The following is a 20,899-nucleotide window of genomic DNA, read 5'->3' as shown; positions in this document are numbered from 1 at the left end:
GGCGCGATCCTACGAGGACACGCGCCGAGTCTATACTATTTTTTTATCGACACCAATTCCAACGACCCCAGCCAAGGTCATCAACAAAGGCCTCGAAGATGCTGGCGGTCTGCGGCGCGTCTTCAACCTGCAGGTAGTGACCCGAGCCCGGGAAATACTCCAACTCAGCGTTGCAGCCGATCGGGTCGACCACCAGGTCCTGAAGGATCGGCGCGGTTAAGAAGGGGTCGTCGGAGACCATGACCAGGGTCGGCATACGCACGCGGTGCAACTGGTCGGCGAAGTCGGCCTGGGTCCAGGCGTCGAGCGACTCCTGGCTGGCCACAGGCTCCACCGAGGCGGCCGAGGCGAGCAAGTGAGCCATGTCGGCCGGGCTCAAGGCCACCGACGAAATATTGAACACGATTTCCTGCAAGGCCGGGTCGTTCGCCGATGCGTGGAAGAGACCGTAGGCGTCCGGCGGCAGCGGGAATCCCGAGGCGGGCACCGGCGACATCAAGACCAGGCCGCGGACGCGTCCAGGCCGCTCCGAGGCGATCTTCTGGGCAATCGCACCGCCCATGCTATGGCCGACCAGCACGAAGCGCAGCGCAAACGCGTGATTGGCAACCGCCAAGACATCACGCTGGTAATTGTCGAGCGTGTATCCCGTGGCCGGTCGATCCGATGCGCCGGTGCCGCGCAGATCCGGGACCAAAACGCGGTATTTCGAGGTGTCCAACTCCGTGAGGAAATTATCGTAGACGTCGCCCGACACGCTCCAACCATGGACCAGAATCAAGGTCTGATAACCGGTGCCATACGAGCGATACCCGATGCACTTCTGGTCGGTTGTGCGCGCAAAATGCAGGTTATCGCTCGGGTCCGGGTCATGACAGCCATGACCGAAAAGTTCCTGCTCGGCGGTCTGCACCGCGGCGCTCTCTTGCTCGGCACCCATTGCCTCATCAGGCCCCATTGCCTCATCGCAGCCGCTCAACCCGGCCAATCCAATCGCGAGCAACATTCCCATCACTACGGCATTATTTTTCATTACAGCTTTCCTTTCAAACATGATTGTTGAGTCTACGATCGCTACGATGCAGCTTGATTATGGGGCCATAAAACTCCGGGATATAAGAGCCGTGAATCTCCCCCAAGCGCTCACTCTGCTGCGGCGCTCAGGAGACGTAACTTAGATAAAATCCTCGATGACGCGCGCGGTCTGAGCGCAGCGCTCGATCTGAAGGTAGTGCCCAGCCCCGCCGATATGCGCCATCTGCGCGCCCGCAATCTTGTCGGCGATCGCCGCCTTCAAAAAGTCGGCTGGCAGGAACGGATCGTCGCTGGTGACCACCAATGTCGGCGTGTCGATCTGGGCGAGCTTGTCTTCGAAGCCCCCCTTCGTCCAGGCGAGCAGACCCTTCTGGATCATCTCCGCGGGAACCTTAGTCGCGTCTTCGCATAATTTCTCGAGCGCCCCTTCCGGAAGATCCAGGGTCGCCTGGCCGAAGATGCCGGCCTGCGCCTCGCGATTGCCACCCGAGGCATGAAAGAACGCGTAGGTTTCCTCGTCCAGCGCCGCGCCTGAGGCGGGCACCGAACTCAGCACCACCAGCCGGTCGACGCGCCCGGGATAAGTCGCCGCGAAAAGCTGGGCGACCTGCCCGCCCATGCTATGGCCAATGAGCGCAAAGGAATCGGCACCCGCGGCGTCCGCCACCGCCTTCACGTCTTCAACCTGGCGGGCTAACGAGAAATCACTGGCCTGCCCCGAAGATTCGCCGGCGAGCCGCAGGTCTGGCACGATGATGCGATAATCCGGCAAATTCAGCTCCTCGATCAGCCCATCAAAGACCGCCCCAGAAACCATCCAACCATGCACCAACACAAGATCGCGCTCACCGTCGCCAATGACGCGATAGGCGAGCTCAACTCCGTCGTCTGTTGTAATTTTCGGCATCAAATCCTCAAGTTAAGGTTGGCTTACGAATCGCAAATGCTGCCGCGCCTTAAATTCGCGCAAAAATGCGCTAAAATCGGGCGTTTTAATCCTCAAAAACCCGCGCAAACGGTCCTCGGAAACGGAGCCGCGCCAGTAGTCAGCGTCGCGCGAAAATTAGATTGTGCAGAAAGTCTTTCTACACTGATTATGCGATATCGAAGGCGGTGTTGCAAGGAAAGGTTTCAGCTTTCTCGCCAAATATTGCTCAGGCGACGCGATCTGCGTTTGAGCCTGCGCGGGCGGCCGAATGCGGCGATCGCGCTTTGGCAAGCACGCGCCCCATCTCAGCGAGTTAATTGGTAGGCATCAAGGGCCTGCTGACGCGACTGCTTCAGGTCGACCATGGGGCGTGGGTAGGTTTTGCCGAGCCTCACATTTGCTGCTTCCAGCACGGACTCCGGCGCGGAGCAAGGGTTAAAAAGGTATTTATTCGGGAGCGATTTTAACTCCGGGATAAACCGACGAATATAGCGACCATCGGGGTCGTACTTCTTCGCCTGGCTGGTGGGATTAAAGATGCGAAAATACGGCGCGGCGTCGGTCCCCGAGCCCGCCACCCACTGCCAGCTCGCGCTATTATTGGCCAGGTCGGCGTCGACCAGGCAATCCCAGAACCAGGCGGCGCCGAGGCGCCAGTCGATCTGGAGATTCTTGACCAAAAAGGACGCCGCGATCATGCGCACGCGATTGTGCATGGTGCCCGTTTCCCACAACTCGCGCATCCCCGCGTCCACCAGCGGAAACCCGGTTCTGCCCTGCTGCCAGCGCGCCAGCTGGGTCGGGTCGTTTTTCCACGCAAAAGCGTCAAAGGACTTTCGAAAATTCTCAGTCGGCAGCTCAGGCACATGAAAAAGCAGGGAGTAGGAAAACTCTCGCCAGCATAATTGACGACGAAAAGCCTCGACCTGCGGGTCGGCCTCAAGGGGCTCGGTGGCCTGCCAGATTTGGCGCGGCGACACCTCACCGAAGTGAAGATGCGGCGACAGGCGCGAGACGCTGTCCCGGGCAGGGAAATCTCGCCCTTCCGCGTAGTCTTCGAATTGAGCGTCGACCATCGCGGCCAGGCGGTCCAGCGCCGACGCTTCGCCGGGCTCCCAACGGGCACATAGCCCCGTATCCCAGGCAACCCGGGGCGCCAACTCGAGCGCATCCAACGCCAGCGCCTGCGGGTCCTCGACGAGCAGGCCGTCGAGCGCCGGCTTCGAGACGGGCTCGTCGGGGGCGTCCTGGGCGCGCAGCTTTTTATAAAATGGCGAGAAGATCTGGTAATATCCGCCGGAGTTTTTGGAGATGCTCCAGGGCTCGAATAACAGCGCCCCCGCGTGGCTTCGCGCGGATATGCCGGCGGCGGTGAGCGCCTTTTTTATCGCCGTGTCCCGCGCGATACGCCACGGCTCATAGCAACGCGTCCAATGCACCTCTTGGACGCCAAAGCGCTGGCAAAGCTCGTCGAGAATCTCGCCGGCGTCGCCTCGGTAGAAATTTAGCGTGCCGCCCAATGACGCATTGAGCGCGCTCAACGAGCGCCGCAACCACCAGCGACTCGCCCCGCCCATCCGAAAATTCCCGGCGTTTTCATCGTCGAGGATATAGACCGGCAGGACCCGCCCGGCGCGGGCCGCTGCCACCAACGAGGGGTTATCCTCAAGGCGTAAATCCTGGCGAAACCAATGGATGTGCGTGGCGGTTGATTCCGTAATCAGGTGACTCCCGGTGCTTTCGTGAGAGCCGTCCCCGCGATATTGAGCACTTCAGAAATAACCATCTCGATCGAGCTTATATTCTTGTCCATAATCCGCTCAACCGAGCGGTTTAGCTGGCTTCGGTCGGCCTCGTCGAGGTCCATCGCCGTGACCACCACGATGGGAATCTTCTGCCAGCGCGGCTCCATGCGCATGATCTCGGCGACCTCGAAGCCGTCCATCTCGGGCATCATCAAGTCGAGCAGCACCACGTCGGGGCAGTCGACCTCGAGCGCGTCCAGGGCAAGGCGCCCGTTGGCGGCGGTTTGCACCGTCCAGCCGGCGCGCTCCAGGTGGCGCTTGATGACCTCGCGGATCTCGGTCTCATCCTCGACCACCAACGCCACGCCCCCGCGCGAGCGGTCAAAGCGCGACAATACCCGCACCAGCCGCTCGCGCTCGATGGGCTTAACCAGATAATCGGCCGCCCCGAGCGCGTAGCCGATGCTCTTATCGTCGAGCATCGTGACCATCACCACCGGAATCTCATCGAGGGAGGCGTCGGACTTCAGCTCGGAGAGCACCGACCAACCGTCGCGCCCCGGCATCATTACGTCCAGCGTGATCACATCGGGCCGAAGCTCGCGCGCAAGCTCGATGCCGCGCTCGCCGTCGAAGGCCGAGAACAGCCGGAACCCGCGGGGCTTCAAGAAGCGGCGCATCAGCTCGTGGACATTGGGGTCATCGTCGATGATCAAGACCATCGGGCCAATCTCATTATTATTGTGGCTGCTCAAGGCGTGCTGGGCGACCTCTTCGGACCAAAAAGCCACCGATTCCTCGTCCCCAGCGCGCATCGCCGCGCTGGGCAGATGCACGCTGACCGTCGTCCCGACGCCGACCTCGCTCTCGACGTGGACGAACCCGCCCATCATCTCACAGAAGCGCTTGCAGATGGCCAGGCCCAGGCCGGTGCCGCCGTGGCGGCGCGTGGTCGAATCGTCCACCTGGGTAAAGGGTTCGAACATCAGATCGATTTCGTCGTCCGGGATGCCCATGCCGGTGTCCACGACGTCAATGCGCACGCCATCGCGGCCGCCGACGGACTCCTCCACGAAGTGCAGCGTAATCTCACCATTCTCGGTAAACTTCACCGCATTGCCGGTCAAATTGAGCAAGATCTGCTTCAACTTTGTGCGGTCCGCGACAAGCTCGATCCCCATCTCACCGGTGCACGCGATCTGGTTATTATTCTCGGTCACCAGCGGGCTCATGGTGTCCACGACCTCTTCGACCAACCCGGCCAGGTCAAAGGGCTCCAGGTGCAGGTCCATCTTGCCCGCCTCGACCTTGGAGAGGTCCAGGATATCGTTGATGAGCACCAGCAGGTGCTTGGCCGCCTTATGAACCTTGTTGATATCGCTGCGAATACTCTCCAGCGGCAGCGACCCCAGGTCGTTGATCCCCAGGTCGAGGTCCTCGCCGATCAGCTCAGAATAGCCGATGACCGCGTTGAGCGGGGTGCGCAACTCGTGGCTCATATTGGCCAAAAAAGCGCTCTTCGCCCGACTCGCCTCCAGCGCCTGCTCCTCGGCGGCGCGCCGCTCCGCAACCTCTTCATTCAAGCGCTCGACCGCCTCGGACAACTGGAGCGTGCGCTCCTGAACCCGCTCCTCCAACTCATCGCGCGCGGCGCTCAGCTTGCGCTCGGCGTCCTTGCGCTCGCTAATGTCCTGGATGGCCACCAACGAGCCCCAGCGCACGCCTGCGTCGTCGTGCATGGGCTTGGCGGACACCAACGTCCAGACCTCCTCGCCGTTTTTATGCTCCCAGCAATGGTCGAACATCTCGGCGACCCCGTCGCCGCGCCGCTTTAGATTCTCACGCGCGACGTTGGCCCAATGCTCCGACATAAAATCGAAAATCGAGCGCCCCACCATCTGCTCGGACTCGAAGCCAATCATCGCGGCCATGCTCGCGTTCACGTACGTGATGGTCGAATCCAAGCGCAGCAAAAGAATGCCGTCGTTGATGGTCTCGACAATCGTCGCAAAGGGAATATCACGGCCGTTGCCAGGCAATAGCTCAGTCTTCAACGGTTCGTCGGGTGAGTTACTCATATGAGTACTTTCGCGTCTTATAAGAGGATCAGAATACTGGAGGGCGCAATGAAATTGCTATCGTCAGGGAATGCTCGGGTACCGCGGGGAAGTTATATCTTCTGAGCAGATAAGCTGGCGCAGATTATGCGCGATCATCGCGCCGCTGGCAAGGCGATCGACCGCGCGCAGCTAAGCCTTGCGCGGCTCCCCCCCTCGCCCCCGGCCAGCGTGCTTGTCGCATTCGTACGACTTTGCAACTATCGCCTCAGACTTCGCCCGAAAGCCGCGCCCGGCGCGCTTCCTCTAGCTGTTGAGATTTCTATGCATTTCATCATTGTCGGCAATGGAGTCGCCGGAATTCAGGCGGCCCTCACGCTGCGAGAGCGCCTGCCAGACCCGGCGACGACTCATATTACCATCATTAGCGACGAGAGCGATTATTTTATTTCGCGCACCGCGCTGATGTACGCCTACACCGAAAAACTGCAGCGCCGCGACCTGGAACCCTACGAGCGGCGCCTCTACCGCGACAAGCACCTGACGCTGCGCCGCGCGCGGGTGGTCGACCTGGACGCCGACGCGAAGACGGTCACCCTCGGTGACGGCGAGTCGCTGGCATACGACGGACTCCTCTTAAGCGTCGGGGCGAAGCCGCGCAGCGCGGACTTCGCCGGCCTGGACAAGGTGCGCGACGGGCTGGTCAACTTTGTCTCTCTCCAGGATCTCGACCACTGCGAGCGCCTCACCCCGACGACCCGGCGCGCGGTCATCGTGGGCGGCGGGCTAATCGGCATCGAACTGGTCGAGTGCCTGCGCCACCACGGCGTCGAGGTCACGTTTTTGGTGCGCTCGCCCTGGTTCTGGCCGGCGGCCCTGGGCGCCGACGAGGGCGAATTTATCGCCGCGCATATGCGCGAGCACGGCGTCGACCTGCGGCTCGAAGAACAGGTGCAAGAGGTTAAGGTCGACGAGAACGGACGGGTGTGCGCGGTGCGCACCGAAAGCGGCGAAGAGATCGACTGTCAGATGCTCGGCGTCGCCATCGGCGTGACGCCCAATTGCGAGTGGCTGCGCGCGGTTAAGACGCCCCCCGCCCTGGCCCGCGGGATTCGGGTCGACCGGGCGTTTCGCACAAGCCTGCCCCAGGTGTGGGCGGCGGGGGATTGCGCCGAGATCGACCAGGACACGGGCAACACGCTCGTCGAAACCATCTGGTATTCGGCCAAGCGCCACGGCATCCTCGCCGCGCAGTCGATGCTCGGCGACCCGGTGCGCTACGAGACGCCGGTCTTTTTTAATAGCAGCAAATTCTTCGACATCGAGTTCACGACCGTGGGCGATCTCGAGGACGCCCCGCCCGGCTCAACGACCCTTTACCGCAAGATGCCCGAGCGCCCGATTAGCCAGCGCATCGTGGCCAACGCCGCGGGCGAGGTCATCGGCTTTAATATGCTCGGCTCGCGCTTTGACCACCGCATTCTCACCCGCTGGATTCAAGAGAAGCGCGGGCTCGACTGGGTGCGAGACAACCTCGAACACGCCCAATTCGACGTGGAATTTGGGCGCGTCCCGCTGCAAAAGATGACCGAGACCACCGACCGTCCGAAGGAATAAAGGTGGCCTCGCCCAGGCTTAAGTCAGGTGCGCCTCAATGGCCGAGCGAATCGACTCAGGCGTTTCCTTCGGGCCGAAACGCTGCACGATCTCGCCGTCTCGACCGACCAGAAATTTAGTGAAATTCCACTTTATCTTTTTGGTCCCCAGCAGCCCGGGCGCCGCCTTTTTGAGCGTCTGGAACAACGGATGCGCCTGCTTGCCGTTGACCTCGATACGCGCGTGCATCGGGAAGCTCACCCCGTAGTTCACCTGGCAGAATTCGGCGATCTCCGCGTTCTCCCCCGGGTCCTGGCCGCCAAATTGGTTGCACGGGAAGCCCAGGACCACCAGGCCCTTGTCTTGATAGTCCTGCCACAGCGCTTCCAACCCCTCGAATTGAGGCGTCAGGCCGCATTTGCTGGCGGTATTGACGATAAGCAAAACCTTCCCCTGGTAGTCCGCCAGGGTTTTGGGTTCGCCGCCGATGGTCTCGATTTCGGTCTGATAGTCGATTTTTGTCATGCTTCGTCCTAATGATTATTTGGAAATTAGCGAATCAGCGCACCGGGCAGTGTTTCAGAGTCATTTCGGAATGTCTATTTGATGCAACTTTGACCACCCCGGCCACCACGCGAACGTCCCACAAACCTGGATTATTCAGCTAATCCCGAGTGCAACTCAAAGAGTTATTCATGAGACAACAAGGCGCGCTAAACTGGTTAAAACACGATCTCACCCACCGCGGCCCGACCGCCTGGGCCCTGTCGAGCGCCCTGCTCGCCTTTTATATCGTGCTCTACTGGACCGACTGGCTCAACCCGGTGGCGGAGGCGCTGCACCTGGGGCAAAAATGGACGCTCTACGGGCTACTCTACACCCTGGCGATCACGGTCGGGGGCATCCATGTGATCCGCAAATACCGCCACAACGCCTACCAGGTGGTGCGCACGATGGTGGTGATCTTCGTGCAGGCGACCCTGGCGTTCTCGATCCCGCTTATACTTAAATTCTTCGGCCAGCCCGAGGTCTACCTGAGCTATTTGTGGCCGCTGAAGATCGAGTATTTCTACCCCTCGACCATCGCCAGCTGGCCGCTGCCATTTATTATCTGGAGCGTGGCCGGCTCGCTGCTGATGGTGCCGGTGCTGGCGGTGTTCTTCGGCAAGCGCTGGTATTGCTCCTGGGTCTGCGGCTGCGGCGGGTTGGCCAACACCGCCGGCGACCCGTGGCGCCACCTGTCAAGCAAATCAAGCCGCGCCTGGGCCATCGAGAAATACTCGGTCCATATCACGATGGTCATCTCGTTTATCGTCACCGCGGCGGTCATCGCCAGCTATATCTGGGGGGACGTGAACCCCCAGCTGCGCCACCACGCCGGGCAGATGCAGACCTGGTACGGCTTCGTGGTGGTGATGATCCTGTCGGGCGCGGTCGGCGTGGGGCTCTACCCCATCGGCGGAACGCGCATCTGGTGCCGCTATTTTTGCCCCATGGCCGCGGTGCTCGGGCTGGTGCAGAAGACGGGCAAATTCCGCATCACCGTTAAAGACGATATGTGCATCTCCTGCGGGCTCTGCTCGACCTATTGCGAGATGGGCATCGACGTGCGCGCCTACGCCCAGCGCAACGAGGACTTCACCCGCGCGGCCTGCGTGGGCTGCGGGATCTGCGAGGAGGTCTGCCCGCGCGGGGTGCTTCACCTTGAAAACTCGTCGGTCAAACTCAACCTGGGCGGCATCCATTCGCCCACGGCCTCGGCGGCAAGCACCAACGCACTGTCGATTCACCACCCGACCGCGACCTCCAACCAAACCCCAACAGACGCCGCGCCCGAGCTCACCCTTCGCAGCCTGAGCGAGCAGACCTGGAAGGGCCCGGCCCTCTAAGCCTCCGGGGGCCTTCGGCGGCCCCCGCGCCAACCCCAACGGTGCAGGCTGCGGAAATAACTCCTCGGCCCACTTGTTCGACCCGTGAGGGCACGCAAGACCTGGTTCAACTTTCCGTTATTACAAAAGCCTTATTTTTTCAGAAACGGCAGCTATTGAGAGACTAGAGCAGAGGCGAAGGTGCTAGGTGCCGGATCTTTCAGCCTATTTTCGATATTTATTAGTTTGAAAATTGACCCGTCCCCGGATGTGCATACTATCCCATCACCTTGGTGGGTTCGCGCCCGGATATTTCGCTCCATCAGTCATGATCAGCCGGCCATCACCGGATGACACTGCGAACGCATTTGATATGCTCCAGACACTAGATCGGGCGGCATCTTCATCCACCGAAGCTTCGGCGCGAGTAGGCGCCGAGTGCACGGACAGCACCCGTGCGACGATCAACGCCGATGATGTCGATGCTTGGTTTGCCTTTCACGAAGAGTTCTCATCATGAATTGTGATTATTACCAAATGCTGGGCGTTGCGCGCGACGCGACTCACGCGCAGATCAAACGCGCCTATCGAGCGCTTGCCCTGCAATGCCACCCGGATCGCAATTGCGAATGCCCGGAGGCTGAGACACGCTTTAAGCAGGCGGCCGAGGCCTACGAGGTCCTGTCGGACCGCACTCGACGCGCGCTCTACGACCAATACGGCCGCGCGGGCGTAAAAATGAAAGGCCCCAGCCCAGCCGATATCAACGATATCTTCTCGGAGTTCGGCGATATCTTTGGGGATATCTTCGGGTTTGGAAGCTGCTCGGGTCAGTCGAAGAGCGGCGCGCGCGGCGAAGACCTGCGCTTCGACCTATCGCTAAGCTTTGAAGAGGCCGCGTTCGGAACCTCCAAGGTCATTGAGATTCCACGGCGCGAGGAGTGTGACGCCTGTGAGGGAAGCGGCGCCGAGCCCGGTACAACCTCGGTCATCTGTCCAAGCTGCAAGGGCTTGGGCCAGATCCAGCACCGCCAGGGCCTCTTCACCCTCTCGTCGAGCTGCGCGGCCTGCGAAGGCAGCGGGGAGCGCGTTCACGAAGCCTGCGCAGCCTGCACGGGCGCCGGATTTATCGCAGATGTGCGCGAAGTTACCGTGAAGATTCCCGCTGGCGTCGGCACCGACACCAAACTTCGCCTGCGCGGCGAGGGCAAAGCAGGCTTTGGTGACGCCCCCGCCGGCGACCTCTTCGTGGTCCTGCATGTCGAGCCCAGCGCGCATTTCGAGCGCCAGGGCGCAAACCTTGTCTACCAGGCCGAAATCTCCTTTATCGACGCCGCCCTTGGCTGCCAGATCGAAGTCCCGACCCTGGACGAGCCCGTCACGGTGACCTTTCCTCCGGGGACCCAATACGGCGACCGCCAAACCCTTAAAAATCTCGGCATCGCCCAGATCGGCAGCGACCGCCGCGGCGACCTGATAATTTCCGCGCGCCTCAAAACCCCCGACACCCTCAACGATAAACAACGGCGACTGCTCGAAGAGTTTGTCAAAGCCGGCAGCGAGCACGCCGGTGAAGTTGGCGCGGAAACCTCCAGCGCGCGCGCGCGCCTCTCGGACCAGACCGCCTAAACGGGCGCGCCCAAAGATCTAGAAAGGCGGCTTCGAATCATCGAAGCCGCCTTTTTCTATTCACATCTCTATTCGAGCAGATCTGCTCAACTCAGCTCAGATACGGCCCGAGCGTGGCCCGAAGATGAAGGCGCGCGCGGTGCAGCCGGCTCTTCACACCACCCACCGACAGGTCCAGGACCTCGGCGATTTCGCTGAGCTTAAGCCCCTCGACCTCTTTGAGCACAAAAACTGACTGGTATTTCGGTGGCAACTCATCCACCGCCTCGATGATCTTCTGGCGCAGCTCGCGATTCTGCACCGCCTCATCGGCGCGCACACGCCACTGGGGCGCGGAGCCGCCGTAATAATCATCTTCCGGCAGATTCAAGCCCTCATCGTCCACCGGCACCTCGCTGAGGCGGCGCCGCTTGCGCAGGCGCATCAAGCCGGCGTTGACGACCACGCGGTACATCCAACTGCCGAATTGCGAATCCCCCTGAAACGAGTCCAATTTGCGGTACATATTCAGGAAGGCTTCCTGCACCACGTCCTGGGCCTCGGCGTCGTTTTTCGTCAGACTATAGGCGAGGCGGAACGCCTTATCCTGATACCGAAGCACGATCTCCTCATAGGCCGCATAATCGCCCCCCTGAGCAAGTATGACGAGCTCTTCGTCGGTTAATTCGCGCCGTTCTTGGTCGGAAATATTTATCTCTTCACTGCTCATCAGGGCACAGTCTCGGGTGAGCGTTCAATCGGGGATAGGCAAGCGCACAAGGCGAATCTTCCCACCGCTCGGGAATGTGTCAATGGAATATTCTAAATTACTTTAATTCGTCAACTTGCTCAAAGGGTTTGGCTTCTGCAGCAAAGCCGGCGCTTTTTAGCGCGTTGGCCGCCTCTTTGCGCATGGCCGCCGCCTCACCGGGCACCAGGCGCACCAGGACCTGATAGGCCTGCGCGGCGCGTGGCGCGTTCTTTTGGGCGAGGCTTACTCGCGCCAGCGCGCGCTGGGCGCGTGGCTCAAACGCCTCGATGGCGACCCAGCGCTCGGCCGCCACGGCCGCCTGCGCCCAATCCTTCTTGGCCATCATTCGCTCGAAGCGCTTTCGCGCGATTTGCGGGTCATTCTGATTGAGCTCAAACAGGCGCAGCTCGGCTCTCTCCTGGAGGGCCGCATCCTTTTGACTCTCGGCCAACTTCAACAAATTGGCCCAGGCCTCCGTGCCATCCTCGTAGAGCTGCGTCGCCGCGTCCAGATGCACCCGCGCATCGACCGGCATCTCGAGCATCATCGCGGCGTAGCCGAGCAACACACGCAACTCATAGCCGTCCTCGAACTCATCCAGAATCGCCATCCCGTGAGCGTAGGCGTCGCGGGTATGGCCCTGGCGGAACTCGATGAGCGCGGCCAGGTAGCGCACGGTCGAATTCTTCGGCGCGCTATTCAGGGCGTGCTTGATATTCTGCTTAGCCCGCTCCGTCTCGCCATTCGCGATCTGCGCGTAACTCAGTTGCGCGCGTAACACCGGGTCATTCGGCCGCTTCGACAACTTCTCCTGGAGCACCCGGATCGGCTCGATGCCGTCGACGCTGACCAGCACCTGCTGCCTAAAATTAAGGTAGCGCGCCTCAAGCCATTTCTTAAACCCGGCGTCGAAGCTCGCGACATCGGTCTCAAGCGCCTTCTCGATCACCAGTCCGGTTTTGAGCGCGTCCGGAAAGGTCTCAAGCATCCGGTTTATGGCCGCAAAGCCGTGGGTCTCCACGATATAGTGGATCGCCAGGCTCGACAGATGATACGCGCGCAGGATGCCCTTGAAGGAGCGCGCCTGGGTAAAGCGCTTATCCAGGTCGACCACGCTTGGCAGGTCATTCTCGCGCATCATCGTGACGATTTCGCCGTCTCGATGCCGCGCCCAGGCCGGGTCTTTGACATTGGTCTCGTACTCGGCCAAGCCCTCGGTAAACCAGCGCGGCACGCGGTAGCCGGCCTTCTGGATATGATAGACGTGGGCCATCTCGTGCCAGATCACCTGACGCCAATTAAAATTGCCATCGCTCGGGCTCCGCGAGATCACGACCTGCCCAAAGCACAGCCCGGTGGGGCTGATCTGCGGCAGGCCGACGCTTCGCACGCCAAAGGTCGCCGGCTCCGGAAAGACCTCGACGTCAACCTTCTCGGGTACCTTATAATTATATTTCGCCCCAAACGTCTCGATCGCCTCGCCCACCAGCGACGGCACCACCAGGTTGAGCACGTCGCTCTGGTCGCGCCGGGTGCGCAGCCGGAACGTGTCATAGGTCTGAAACTCATATTCCGACATCGTTTTGTCGTAGAGCTCCACCATATTATAGGCGCGAATATTATAGGGGTCGGCCTCAAAGGCCTTCCTCAGATACTCAACCCCTTCGCTCTCGCGCCTCACCCGCGACAGCCCGATTCCCAGGTCCAATAGCGCCGGCGGGTACCCCGGGCGCAACTTCAGCGCGCGTTCATTTAGCGCGATGACCTCCGAATAACGGTGCACCATCTGCGCGTAGGTCGCGGTTTCGGTGAAGATTCGCGCGAGATCCGGCTGGATCGCCAGCGCCTGCTCCACCACCGCCTCAAAGGCCGGGCGCTCGTCATTCAGATAATGACACGCCGCCTTGATGATCATCGCCTCGACCGCGCGCGGGCGGTCGGCCAGCACCGCGTTGGCGCTCTTCACGGCGCCGGCGCAGTCGGAGTCATAGATCTGGAGCTTCGCGCGGGTCACCAGCATCTTCGGGCTGGTGCGCCATACCTTCTCGACGCGCGCCAGGTAGTCGCGGGCGTCGTCGAAATAATTGCTAGTCTGAATCTCTAGCTCGGCCATCGCGACCAGGGCGCCCGGGTGCTTCGGGTTGATCTTGAGCGCCTCTTCAAGCGTGGCGAGGGCGTCGACCTGATTGTACTTGCTGAGCAATAACTCGGCCAAGGAGACCAGCCCGTCGACATAGCGCGCGTCGAGCTCGTACATCTTCTGAAACGCGTAATTCGCGTCGTCGAAGCTCCCCATCTCCCACATCGCCTCGCCGAGCCAGGCCAGTTGACGCGCGGTGGTGATACGCCCGCTATTGAAAGCACGGCTGAAGGGCTTTAGGACCGCGTTCGCCTCGGCCTGCGCGCCGCGCTTGGCGAGCATACGACCGAGCTCCAGGCGCACCGGGAGCGCGTCGGTGTGGGCGGCTAAAAAGGTGCGCAGATAATTTTCGGCGGCCTCGAACTCACCGAGCTCAGACTGAAGCCGCCCGGCCAGCGCGGCTGCGCGGGCGCGCAGCTCGGCGTCGCGCGCGCTCACCTCGGCATTGGCCGCAAAACGCTGCGCCAGCTCCAGGTCGCCGTCGTACTCGGCAAGATGCGCGCGCACCAACATCGAGCTTGCGTCGTCGCGCTCAAACGCGAGGCGCTTTGCCCGCTCCAACTCCCCTTTTTGAAAGGCAACTTCAGCCGGCGTCGCGGACGCGCCCGCCGCTGCATCCCCGGTCGGAATGCCAATGCGCGATAACCACTCTGCGGAAGCAGGCGTCGGGCAGAAAACCCCGGTCGCCCAGGTTAAGGCCACCACGCCACCGAGAAGCAAATTGCGGAAATCGCGCATAGGTCTAATCAAGATTTGAGCGGAATCACCGGGCGCGGCTATCCTTTGCCGCGCCCCCAAAACAGATCTTCGGCTCGATAATTATAGCCCGGAAACGATGCGCCACACGCCATCTTCCCGCTCCAACTCGAGACGATTTACGTCCACGCCAGCGTCCCACGACGACTCGTCGGCGATGACATATTTGTAGGCGTAGTCGAATTTGTAATCGACCGTCGCCCGCTCGCCCTTGACCTTCACGTCGCGCACCAGGACATCGTAGCGAATCTCGCGCGCGCCCTGGGCCATCATCTCGAAGACCTCCGCCAGGTCCGACGCGCTATAATCATCTTCGGTCGTGTTGGTGGTCCCGGCGTTATCGTAATAGTTGGGCGAAATCAGCCGCTTAAGCGTGCCAAAATCCTTGGTCACCACCGCCTTGCGGTAGCTGGCCAACACGTCGAGCACTTCGCGGTTCTCAAGGGTGTCTTCGATCTGGGAGTCGTCATCGATGCGAAAATCGATATCGTCCTTATAGATCTGGTCGTCACGAATATAATCGGCGCCACACCCAACCCCGGCCAAAAGACCCGTCGAAATGACGAGGGCCATCACTAATCGTCGCATTGAAACCATTAAATACTTCTCCTTAAACGCTCTTCTCAGGGCCATAATCGATGCTAAAAATTGATATTAAATGAACCGGCGTGGGTTGATAACGCTAGGGTGTTCCTATCCTATTCCCCCGCTTCCATGCAATGCGGTTGAGCCACTCGCGCGCTTCGGTGGCATAAGTCGCGTCACGGCTCGCCGACAGGGTGTCAAACCCGCGCTGGGCCGCCTCAAGATCGCCGAGGAAATACTGCGTCTGCGCGAGCATGCGCCGCGACTCCTCTTCGATCGCCCCGCCCGGCTGGGCGCCCGCCAGGGCTTGCTCCAAATACGGCCGGGCTTCGGCCCATTGGGACTCACCCCAGAGGCGCCGGCCGACCAGGTAGGCCGCCAGCGCATCCTGCGGATTTTGCTGATACCAGCGCATCGGAAAATACAGCGCAAGCGGCGGCGCGTGCTGCCCGAGGAAGAACTCAAAGGCGTGCGCTCTCCCCTGGTCTTCGGGGCGACGAAGCGCGTCCATCTTTACCTGCAAAAGTCGGCGCGTGCCGGCAGGAATGCCCAGCTCTAGACATTGCCCGTACGCCTCGGACGCCTTCGCCAGCGCGGCCTCTCCCGCATCACCGTCGGCCTGCGCCTGCAGCCAGGCGAGGTCACCGCGCATGCTGAGCAATTGCGCGCGCAAAACGGTGGCCTGCGCGTCGGCCAGCATCAACTCGACCTGCTCGAGCGCCGCGCCGTATTGCTTCGCCTGAATCAAGACCTGGGCGTAGCCGATGCGGTAGCGGGTATTCGCCGGGTCAAAGCCGAGGATCTTCTCATAGATCTCGCGCACCTCGCCGATATCACCGATCTGCGCGGCGGTCTGAGCCTGCACGGTGAGGTCAGCGATCTCGCGCGCGCAGACCTTATCAAAGATCGTCGGGCGCTCGTAGAGGTAGCGCGCGAGCGCCATCTCTTCGTCGGCCAACTCGATCGTGTCGACGAAATTCTCCCACTCGCTTACCAGGGCGTCGGTCGACTTGCCATAGGCGCCCTTAAAGTCGCCGCGCGGGTAGGCATCCTTGAATTTATCGACGCCGTATTCATCGACCAAAAACCGCACAAACGAGCCAACCAGGGTGTAGGCGCGCCCCGAGGACTGCGTCCAGAACCCCGACGCCCCGACGATGCCGCCGATATCCGGGGCGATGTTCAGCCGGCGCATCGCGGCGCTGGCCTGGTGCAAATCAAGGTCGCGCACCGGCCAATCGGCGGCGGTCGCTGCCCCCTCAACCAGCCCCATATTTACGCCCACGCCGGCCTGCATACTCAGGCTCAGCGGCCCGGCGCCAAAGGGTTCGGTGAAGATATGCGCGAGCTCGTGGCCGAGCTTATGGTCGCCATAATGCTGCCACAGAATATGCATCTCATGGAGCCACAGCTTCGACACGAGCGTGCGCCGCCCGCCCATCAGGCGCCCCTTCTGCTCACGGTCGCGATAGACATAGCTCTTGATCTTCCCTTTCCTCGCCGGGTCCGTCTCGAAGAACTCGCGCATCTGCGCGTAGCGAAATTCGTGGTCTTCGGCGAGGCGCTCGCGCGCGTCGATAAACGCGCGGCTCTGGGGATAATAGATGATAAAATGCTCGGTCTCGATGCGCCCGCCGAGCTCGTCTTCGACATAATCGGCGGTGATGGCGATGCCAAAATCCTGGCGATATGCCGACATCGACACGAAGGTCGCGCCGGCTAACACCGCGACCAACACCGCCCAGCGGATCGGCGCCTTCTGCCGGCGCCGCCACACAGCCTCGAGCCCCGCTAATACAGCGACCGCCGCGGCCATGTGAATCCCGCGATACCACAAAAGGCTGGTCGGAAGACTCAACGCCTCGTCATAAATCGAGCCGCTAAAATACCCCAAAAAGAATTGATGCCCGACGATCGGCGGCTGCAACGCGAGGTGGGCGAGCACCGCCGCGGCGCTGCCCAAAATCGCGAGCGTGACCGTCAGAGTCTGCATCCGCTCGCGCCCGGCAAATATCGCATAGGCAACCCACGCCAGGAGTTGACCGACCAAAATCGCAGGCACCGAGATCGCCAACCAGAAGCCGCCGCCCACGCCGTAGGCGCAGTTAATCACTCGCGTCGCGTTGAGGCTTAGCACCAAAAACGGCAGGAGCAACAGCAGCTCGTGGCGCACCAAAAGGATGAGGAAATCCGCCAGCGGCGAGGACGCGCGCGCGGGGTCCAACGGCCCGAGGAGCACTCCGCGGCGCAACGCGTGCAAGGTCAGCGCGGTCGCGGCGATGCCGCCGAGCACGCCGAAGCCCGCGGCGGATTCATAGCCCACCAAATTGAGCAGCGGTAGAAAACAGAAAACGACCGCGACCAGCGCCAGCAGCGCGTACACAACCGCGTACGCACGCGTCGGCATCAACCACTTCATAAAGCGCTTGATTGAGTTCATCTCCGCCTTCGGTCGTGTGGGCTAAATCAGAGGGATAGGCGCGCAATGTCGTCGGTTCGTGGACCGCTCTCAGGGCTTGACGTCATGCTTGTCGTCGACGTGATTCAGCGTCACCCGGTGGCCAACCTTCAGGCCAATCTCGGCCGCCCTGCCCCCGCGCAGTTCCAATACATAGCGGGCGTAGCGCTCCGAGCGGCGCGGCGTGCGCGTCAGCGGCTCGACTTCCTCGAGAAAATGAACCACCTCGCCGCGCGCGTCGATAAAGATCATATCGAGCGGGATATAGGTATTCTGCATCCAAAAGCTGCGCATCCCTTCATCTGGATAGATGAAGAGCATCCCCCAATCATCGGGGAGTTCGCGCCGGTACATCAGCCCCTTTTCGTGCTCATCGGGCGATATGGCCAATTCGAGATAAAACGTCCCGACCGGCGCACTCTGCGGGCCCAGAAATTGGAGCGTCGGCGTATTCTCGGGCACGGAATCCTTCAAAGAAGGCGGCATCGCGCAGACCTCGTTCTCGCAGGATAGATAGCTCGGGCAATCCTTCACGGTGACACAGCTCTCGCCAAGCCCATTGAGCCCGCTGGCCTTCTGGGCGCCGATATCAGCCTGCGTCACCGCGCTCATGGCGTCATCGCTCTTACACGCGACCACCTGGGCCACGAGCAGCACGCCCAGCAGACCCAGAATGACGCGTGAAAAATAAATCTTGAGCATCGCCATTAGATACGACCCAGAGTTTTCTTGATGAGGATCTTCAGGTCTTCATCTTCTTCGGTCTTGAGACGCGCCTGAAGCTGGGGCTTGGCGGCCTTCGCCTTGAGCTCACCCAGCGCTTCGATCGAGGCGCGGCGGATATCGGGGTTCGAGTCATCCAGCACGCTTACGACCAGGTCGATCGCGCTGGGCTGGGCGGTCTTTCCGAGCGCTTCGACCGCGGCAACCCGGAGCTCCGGCTCTTTGGCGTTGAGCAGGATCGCGATACCGGTCGTGGCCTTCGAATCCTTCAGCGAGGCGAGCTGCTCGAGCGCGGTCAGTTGCACCTGGCGGTCCGAGTCCGACACCGCACCGCTGAGAAGGCTGATGACGTCGTTGACGCCCTTCTTATCTTCCGAGGAAACCAGCGTCCCGAGGGCCGCGAACGCGCTGGAGCGCACGCCCGCGTCCTTGGCTTCGGTGAGCTCACGGATCTTATCCCATTTAGCTGCCTCGGCGCGCGCGGCCATCGCGTCGAGCGACGCGGCGACGACCTCCGGAGCCGAGTCATCGAGGTATTTCTCGAGGATCTCGAAACCTTCGCCATCCTTATAATAAGCCAGGCCGTTGGCCACTCCGGCGCGCACTTTCGCGCTCTTATCAGCGGCCAAACTCTTGAGCGTCTCGAGCCCGTCTTTGGACTTAAACGCGCCCAGGGCGCTCGCCGAAGCGCCGCGAATATCGGCGTCGGAGCTCCTCGCGCCGCGGCTCAACTTCTCCTTGACCTGGGCGTTTCCGCCGGACTTCACGGCCAACTCACCCAGCGCGCGGTAGGCCACGCGCTTGGTGCTCTTATTATTGGAGTCGCTCTGGCTCAAAACCGTGGCGACCGGCTGCGCGGCCATCAAGGTATAGGCAAGCGCCTCAAGCTCATCGGCGTCTTTGCCTTTGGCGATCGCCGCCGAGAATGCGGGCATCGACGCGATGTCGCCGCGCGCGGCCAGAACGTCACCGGCGACCAGGCGCTTGCGCTTGGTATCGGCTGTCAGAAAGGTCTCGACCGCCTTGCGCGCGTCATCGCCCTTAATGTCGCCAAGCTTACGAATCGCCAACTCGGCGTCGCGCTCGCTCAGATTATTGCCGACGTAGGAGTAACCGACGATCGCCGAGGAAGCAGCGCTCTTGCCCGCCAACTCCCGAGCGATCTTCAGGCGAAGCTCCGCGGCAATCTTGTCGTTGCCGAGCGCCGCGATCTGCTCGGCGTCGGCGTTGAGCGCCTGCAGGGCGTCGGAGCTCGCGGCCGCGACCGCTGCCCGCTTGTCCACCAGGTGCGACACGACGGCGTCGACGATCGCCGACTTCAGGGCCTTGTTCTTATTGCCGATACTCTCAAGCGACTTGAGCGCGGCGACCGACTCTTTCTCGGAGCCTTTCTCGAGCAGATAAAGCGGCTCGTTGACCGAAGCCTTCGCGGACTTCGACTTCCCAAGGAACTCGGCGGCCGACCGCGCGATCTTTGCGTCCTTATCTTCTTTCATCATGCGCTCAACCGCGGCGAGCACCGGCGCATCCTCGCGATTGCCCTCGAGCGTGTTAAGCGCGCGGGCGCGCACGCTCGGGGATTTCGCGTCGAGCAACGGAATCACTTCATCGCGGAAATCAACCTTCAACTTCGGAAGCAGCGCGAGCACGCGCAGCACCGTGAAGTCCTGGGAGCTCTTCAGATAACTAAAGAGCGCCTTCTCAAGCTCGGCGTCCTTGGCCTTCCACCGCTTATTAAACTGCGTCGCGGGGATGAGCGTGCCGTCGGGCAAGAGCACCTGGGCGCCCGAGTAGTCCTTGAGCGGCAGCGCGTTCAACAGCGGCAGCGTCAAGCTATAGGCGTAGAAGGGAACGTCGGCGCGCACCATCTTGCCGTCGAAATGCCCCGGGAACTCGACGCCGTCGACGCCTAATTCGGTGAGCGTATAGACCGTCTCCGCCATGATGATCGGCGCGAAGCCCGCGCTGGCCTTGGAGGGGTCGATCGTCACCGAGATCTTGGCTTTTGACGGAAGATTTCCAGTTATCTTGATGCTGGAGTTGCCGTAGGTCGTCTTCTTCTTGGCCTTGAGCAGCTTAAAGGCGTCGAAGACCTTCGATTTACTCAGCTTCCCCGACAACTTCTTCTGCTCGCTCACCGGGACCAGGCCGTATTCGTTATCGCCGCCCAATTCGATGAGCTCATAGGAATAGCGAACGCTGCCGCCCTCTGCGAACGCCGGTGCGCCTACCCCAAAACAAGCCGTCGCGAGCGCAAGCGCCAGCCCATTGCGCAGTCCGCGTCGCCATCCAAGCCGCGACGTTGCGGCGGGACAGGTATTGGTATCAGACGAGGAATTATCGCGGCGACCGAGGCCGGTCTGGAAGTTAAAACGCATCAGACAACTCTCTTTGGGGTTCTTCTTCTTTAGGAATCTCGACGGAATCGGCACTCTCGCAGATTCCGCCGCAAAATTCGACGCGAAAAATGCGTCGCTCAAACGCGCCCGAAAATAATCATCCCGGGCGTTCGCTATATAAGACGTGTGGAAGGCCATTAAATTCCATTGCCTCCCCACGAAGTTTTAGCGCTGCATCGAAGAATTCACAAATCAAAACGAAAAAGCCCGCAGAAGCGGGCCATTTCGATGAATCTATTTCGTGCGACGG

General features: G+C 61.2%; 14 protein-coding genes. 3 read left to right on the top strand and 11 right to left on the bottom strand.

Annotated elements, in window-relative coordinates; translation table 11 throughout:
* Positions 1–43: 43 nt before the first annotated feature.
* The 4 genes from DN745_RS05465 to DN745_RS05450 all read right to left on the bottom strand — a co-directional run bounded on the left by DN745_RS05465 (position 44) and on the right by DN745_RS05450 (position 5,786).
* Positions 44–1,033, bottom strand: a complete 990-nt coding sequence (locus DN745_RS05465; protein ID WP_204355092.1) for an alpha/beta fold hydrolase — start codon at positions 1,031–1,033, stop codon at positions 44–46.
* Positions 1,034–1,174: 141 nt separating this feature from the next.
* Positions 1,175–1,942: an alpha/beta fold hydrolase gene (locus DN745_RS05460; RefSeq protein ID WP_111332833.1), complete on the bottom strand. Its 768-nt coding sequence runs from the start codon at positions 1,940–1,942 to the stop codon at positions 1,175–1,177.
* 326 nt (positions 1,943–2,268) lie between these two features.
* Complete coding sequence (locus tag DN745_RS05455; RefSeq protein WP_275426334.1) at positions 2,269–3,660, bottom strand: cryptochrome/photolyase family protein; 1,392 nt, start codon at positions 3,658–3,660, stop codon at positions 2,269–2,271.
* A 23-nt stretch (positions 3,661–3,683) separates the two neighbouring features.
* Complete coding sequence (locus DN745_RS05450; RefSeq protein WP_111332829.1) at positions 3,684–5,786, bottom strand: response regulator; 2,103 nt, start codon at positions 5,784–5,786, stop codon at positions 3,684–3,686.
* A 303-nt stretch (positions 5,787–6,089) separates the two neighbouring features.
* On the opposite strand from DN745_RS05450, the gene DN745_RS05445 reads away from it, so the two are divergent.
* Positions 6,090–7,382, top strand: a complete 1,293-nt coding sequence (locus tag DN745_RS05445; protein WP_162687477.1) for an NAD(P)/FAD-dependent oxidoreductase — start codon at positions 6,090–6,092, stop codon at positions 7,380–7,382.
* An 18-nt stretch (positions 7,383–7,400) separates the two neighbouring features.
* Here the strand turns inward: DN745_RS05445 and DN745_RS05440 are convergent, their stop codons facing one another.
* On the bottom strand, positions 7,401–7,886 hold the full coding sequence (locus DN745_RS05440; RefSeq protein ID WP_111332826.1) for a glutathione peroxidase: 486 nt from the start codon (positions 7,884–7,886) through the stop codon (positions 7,401–7,403).
* Between the two features lie 170 nt (positions 7,887–8,056).
* Here DN745_RS05440 and DN745_RS05435 point away from each other — a divergent pair, with 170 nt between their 5' ends.
* Together DN745_RS05435 and dnaJ are read left to right on the top strand one after the other, a co-directional pair.
* On the top strand, positions 8,057–9,250 hold the full coding sequence (locus tag DN745_RS05435) for a 4Fe-4S binding protein (protein WP_111337550.1): 1,194 nt from the start codon (positions 8,057–8,059) through the stop codon (positions 9,248–9,250).
* 495 nt (positions 9,251–9,745) lie between these two features.
* On the top strand, positions 9,746–10,858 hold the full coding sequence (gene dnaJ / locus DN745_RS05430; protein ID WP_111332824.1) for a molecular chaperone DnaJ: 1,113 nt from the start codon (positions 9,746–9,748) through the stop codon (positions 10,856–10,858).
* A 91-nt stretch (positions 10,859–10,949) separates the two neighbouring features.
* Here dnaJ and DN745_RS05425 read toward each other — a convergent pair whose 3' ends face one another.
* The 6 genes from DN745_RS05425 to DN745_RS05400 form a co-directional block, all read right to left on the bottom strand.
* The gene (locus DN745_RS05425) at positions 10,950–11,567 is read right to left on the bottom strand and encodes an RNA polymerase sigma factor (protein WP_111332823.1); all 618 of its coding nucleotides are present in this window, start codon (positions 11,565–11,567) and stop codon (positions 10,950–10,952) included.
* Between the two features lie 97 nt (positions 11,568–11,664).
* Complete coding sequence (locus DN745_RS05420) at positions 11,665–14,466, bottom strand: tetratricopeptide repeat protein (protein WP_111332821.1); 2,802 nt, start codon at positions 14,464–14,466, stop codon at positions 11,665–11,667.
* A gap of 81 nt (positions 14,467–14,547) precedes the next feature.
* Complete coding sequence (locus tag DN745_RS05415; protein WP_162687476.1) at positions 14,548–15,057, bottom strand: nuclear transport factor 2 family protein; 510 nt, start codon at positions 15,055–15,057, stop codon at positions 14,548–14,550.
* A gap of 109 nt (positions 15,058–15,166) precedes the next feature.
* Positions 15,167–17,509 carry a tetratricopeptide repeat protein gene (locus tag DN745_RS05410; protein ID WP_111332818.1) on the bottom strand — a complete coding sequence of 781 codons (2,343 nt, stop codon included), beginning with the start codon at positions 17,507–17,509 and terminating at the stop codon, positions 15,167–15,169.
* A gap of 69 nt (positions 17,510–17,578) precedes the next feature.
* Positions 17,579–18,229 (bottom strand): DUF192 domain-containing protein, encoded by a 651-nt coding sequence (locus DN745_RS05405; RefSeq protein WP_162687475.1) that lies wholly within the window; start codon positions 18,227–18,229, stop codon positions 17,579–17,581.
* A 5-nt stretch (positions 18,230–18,234) separates the two neighbouring features.
* A complete protein-coding gene (locus DN745_RS05400; protein ID WP_162687474.1) occupies positions 18,235–20,682 on the bottom strand; it encodes a HEAT repeat domain-containing protein in 2,448 nt (815 codons plus the stop codon).
* Between the last annotated feature and the right edge of the window lie 217 nt (positions 20,683–20,899).

Source organism: Bradymonas sediminis, assembly GCF_003258315.1.
Classification (GTDB): Bacteria; Myxococcota_A; Bradymonadia; order Bradymonadales; family Bradymonadaceae; genus Bradymonas; species Bradymonas sediminis.
Note: the sequence above shows the minus strand (reverse complement) of the source record. Positions and strands in the feature narration are given on the sequence as shown.

Excerpts from the sequence above, each read along its gene's own strand:
- DN745_RS05465 (WP_204355092.1), bottom strand. The coding sequence starts at position 1,033 with ATGAAAAATAATGCCGTAGTGATGGGAATGTTGCTCGCGATTGGATTG.
- DN745_RS05460 (WP_111332833.1), bottom strand. The coding sequence starts at position 1,942 with ATGCCGAAAATTACAACAGACGACGGAGTTGAGCTCGCCTATCGCGTC.
- DN745_RS05450 (WP_111332829.1), bottom strand. The coding sequence starts at position 5,786 with ATGAGTAACTCACCCGACGAACCGTTGAAGACTGAGCTATTGCCTGGC.
- DN745_RS05445 (WP_162687477.1), top strand. The coding sequence starts at position 6,090 with ATGCATTTCATCATTGTCGGCAATGGAGTCGCCGGAATTCAGGCGGCC.
- DN745_RS05440 (WP_111332826.1), bottom strand. The coding sequence starts at position 7,886 with ATGACAAAAATCGACTATCAGACCGAAATCGAGACCATCGGCGGCGAA.
- DN745_RS05435 (WP_111337550.1), top strand. The coding sequence starts at position 8,057 with ATGAGACAACAAGGCGCGCTAAACTGGTTAAAACACGATCTCACCCAC.
- dnaJ (WP_111332824.1), top strand. The coding sequence starts at position 9,746 with ATGAATTGTGATTATTACCAAATGCTGGGCGTTGCGCGCGACGCGACT.
- DN745_RS05425 (WP_111332823.1), bottom strand. The coding sequence starts at position 11,567 with ATGAGCAGTGAAGAGATAAATATTTCCGACCAAGAACGGCGCGAATTA.
- DN745_RS05420 (WP_111332821.1), bottom strand. The coding sequence starts at position 14,466 with ATGCGCGATTTCCGCAATTTGCTTCTCGGTGGCGTGGTGGCCTTAACC.
- DN745_RS05415 (WP_162687476.1), bottom strand. The coding sequence starts at position 15,057 with ATGGCCCTCGTCATTTCGACGGGTCTTTTGGCCGGGGTTGGGTGTGGC.
- DN745_RS05410 (WP_111332818.1), bottom strand. The coding sequence starts at position 17,509 with ATGAACTCAATCAAGCGCTTTATGAAGTGGTTGATGCCGACGCGTGCG.
- DN745_RS05405 (WP_162687475.1), bottom strand. The coding sequence starts at position 18,229 with ATGCTCAAGATTTATTTTTCACGCGTCATTCTGGGTCTGCTGGGCGTG.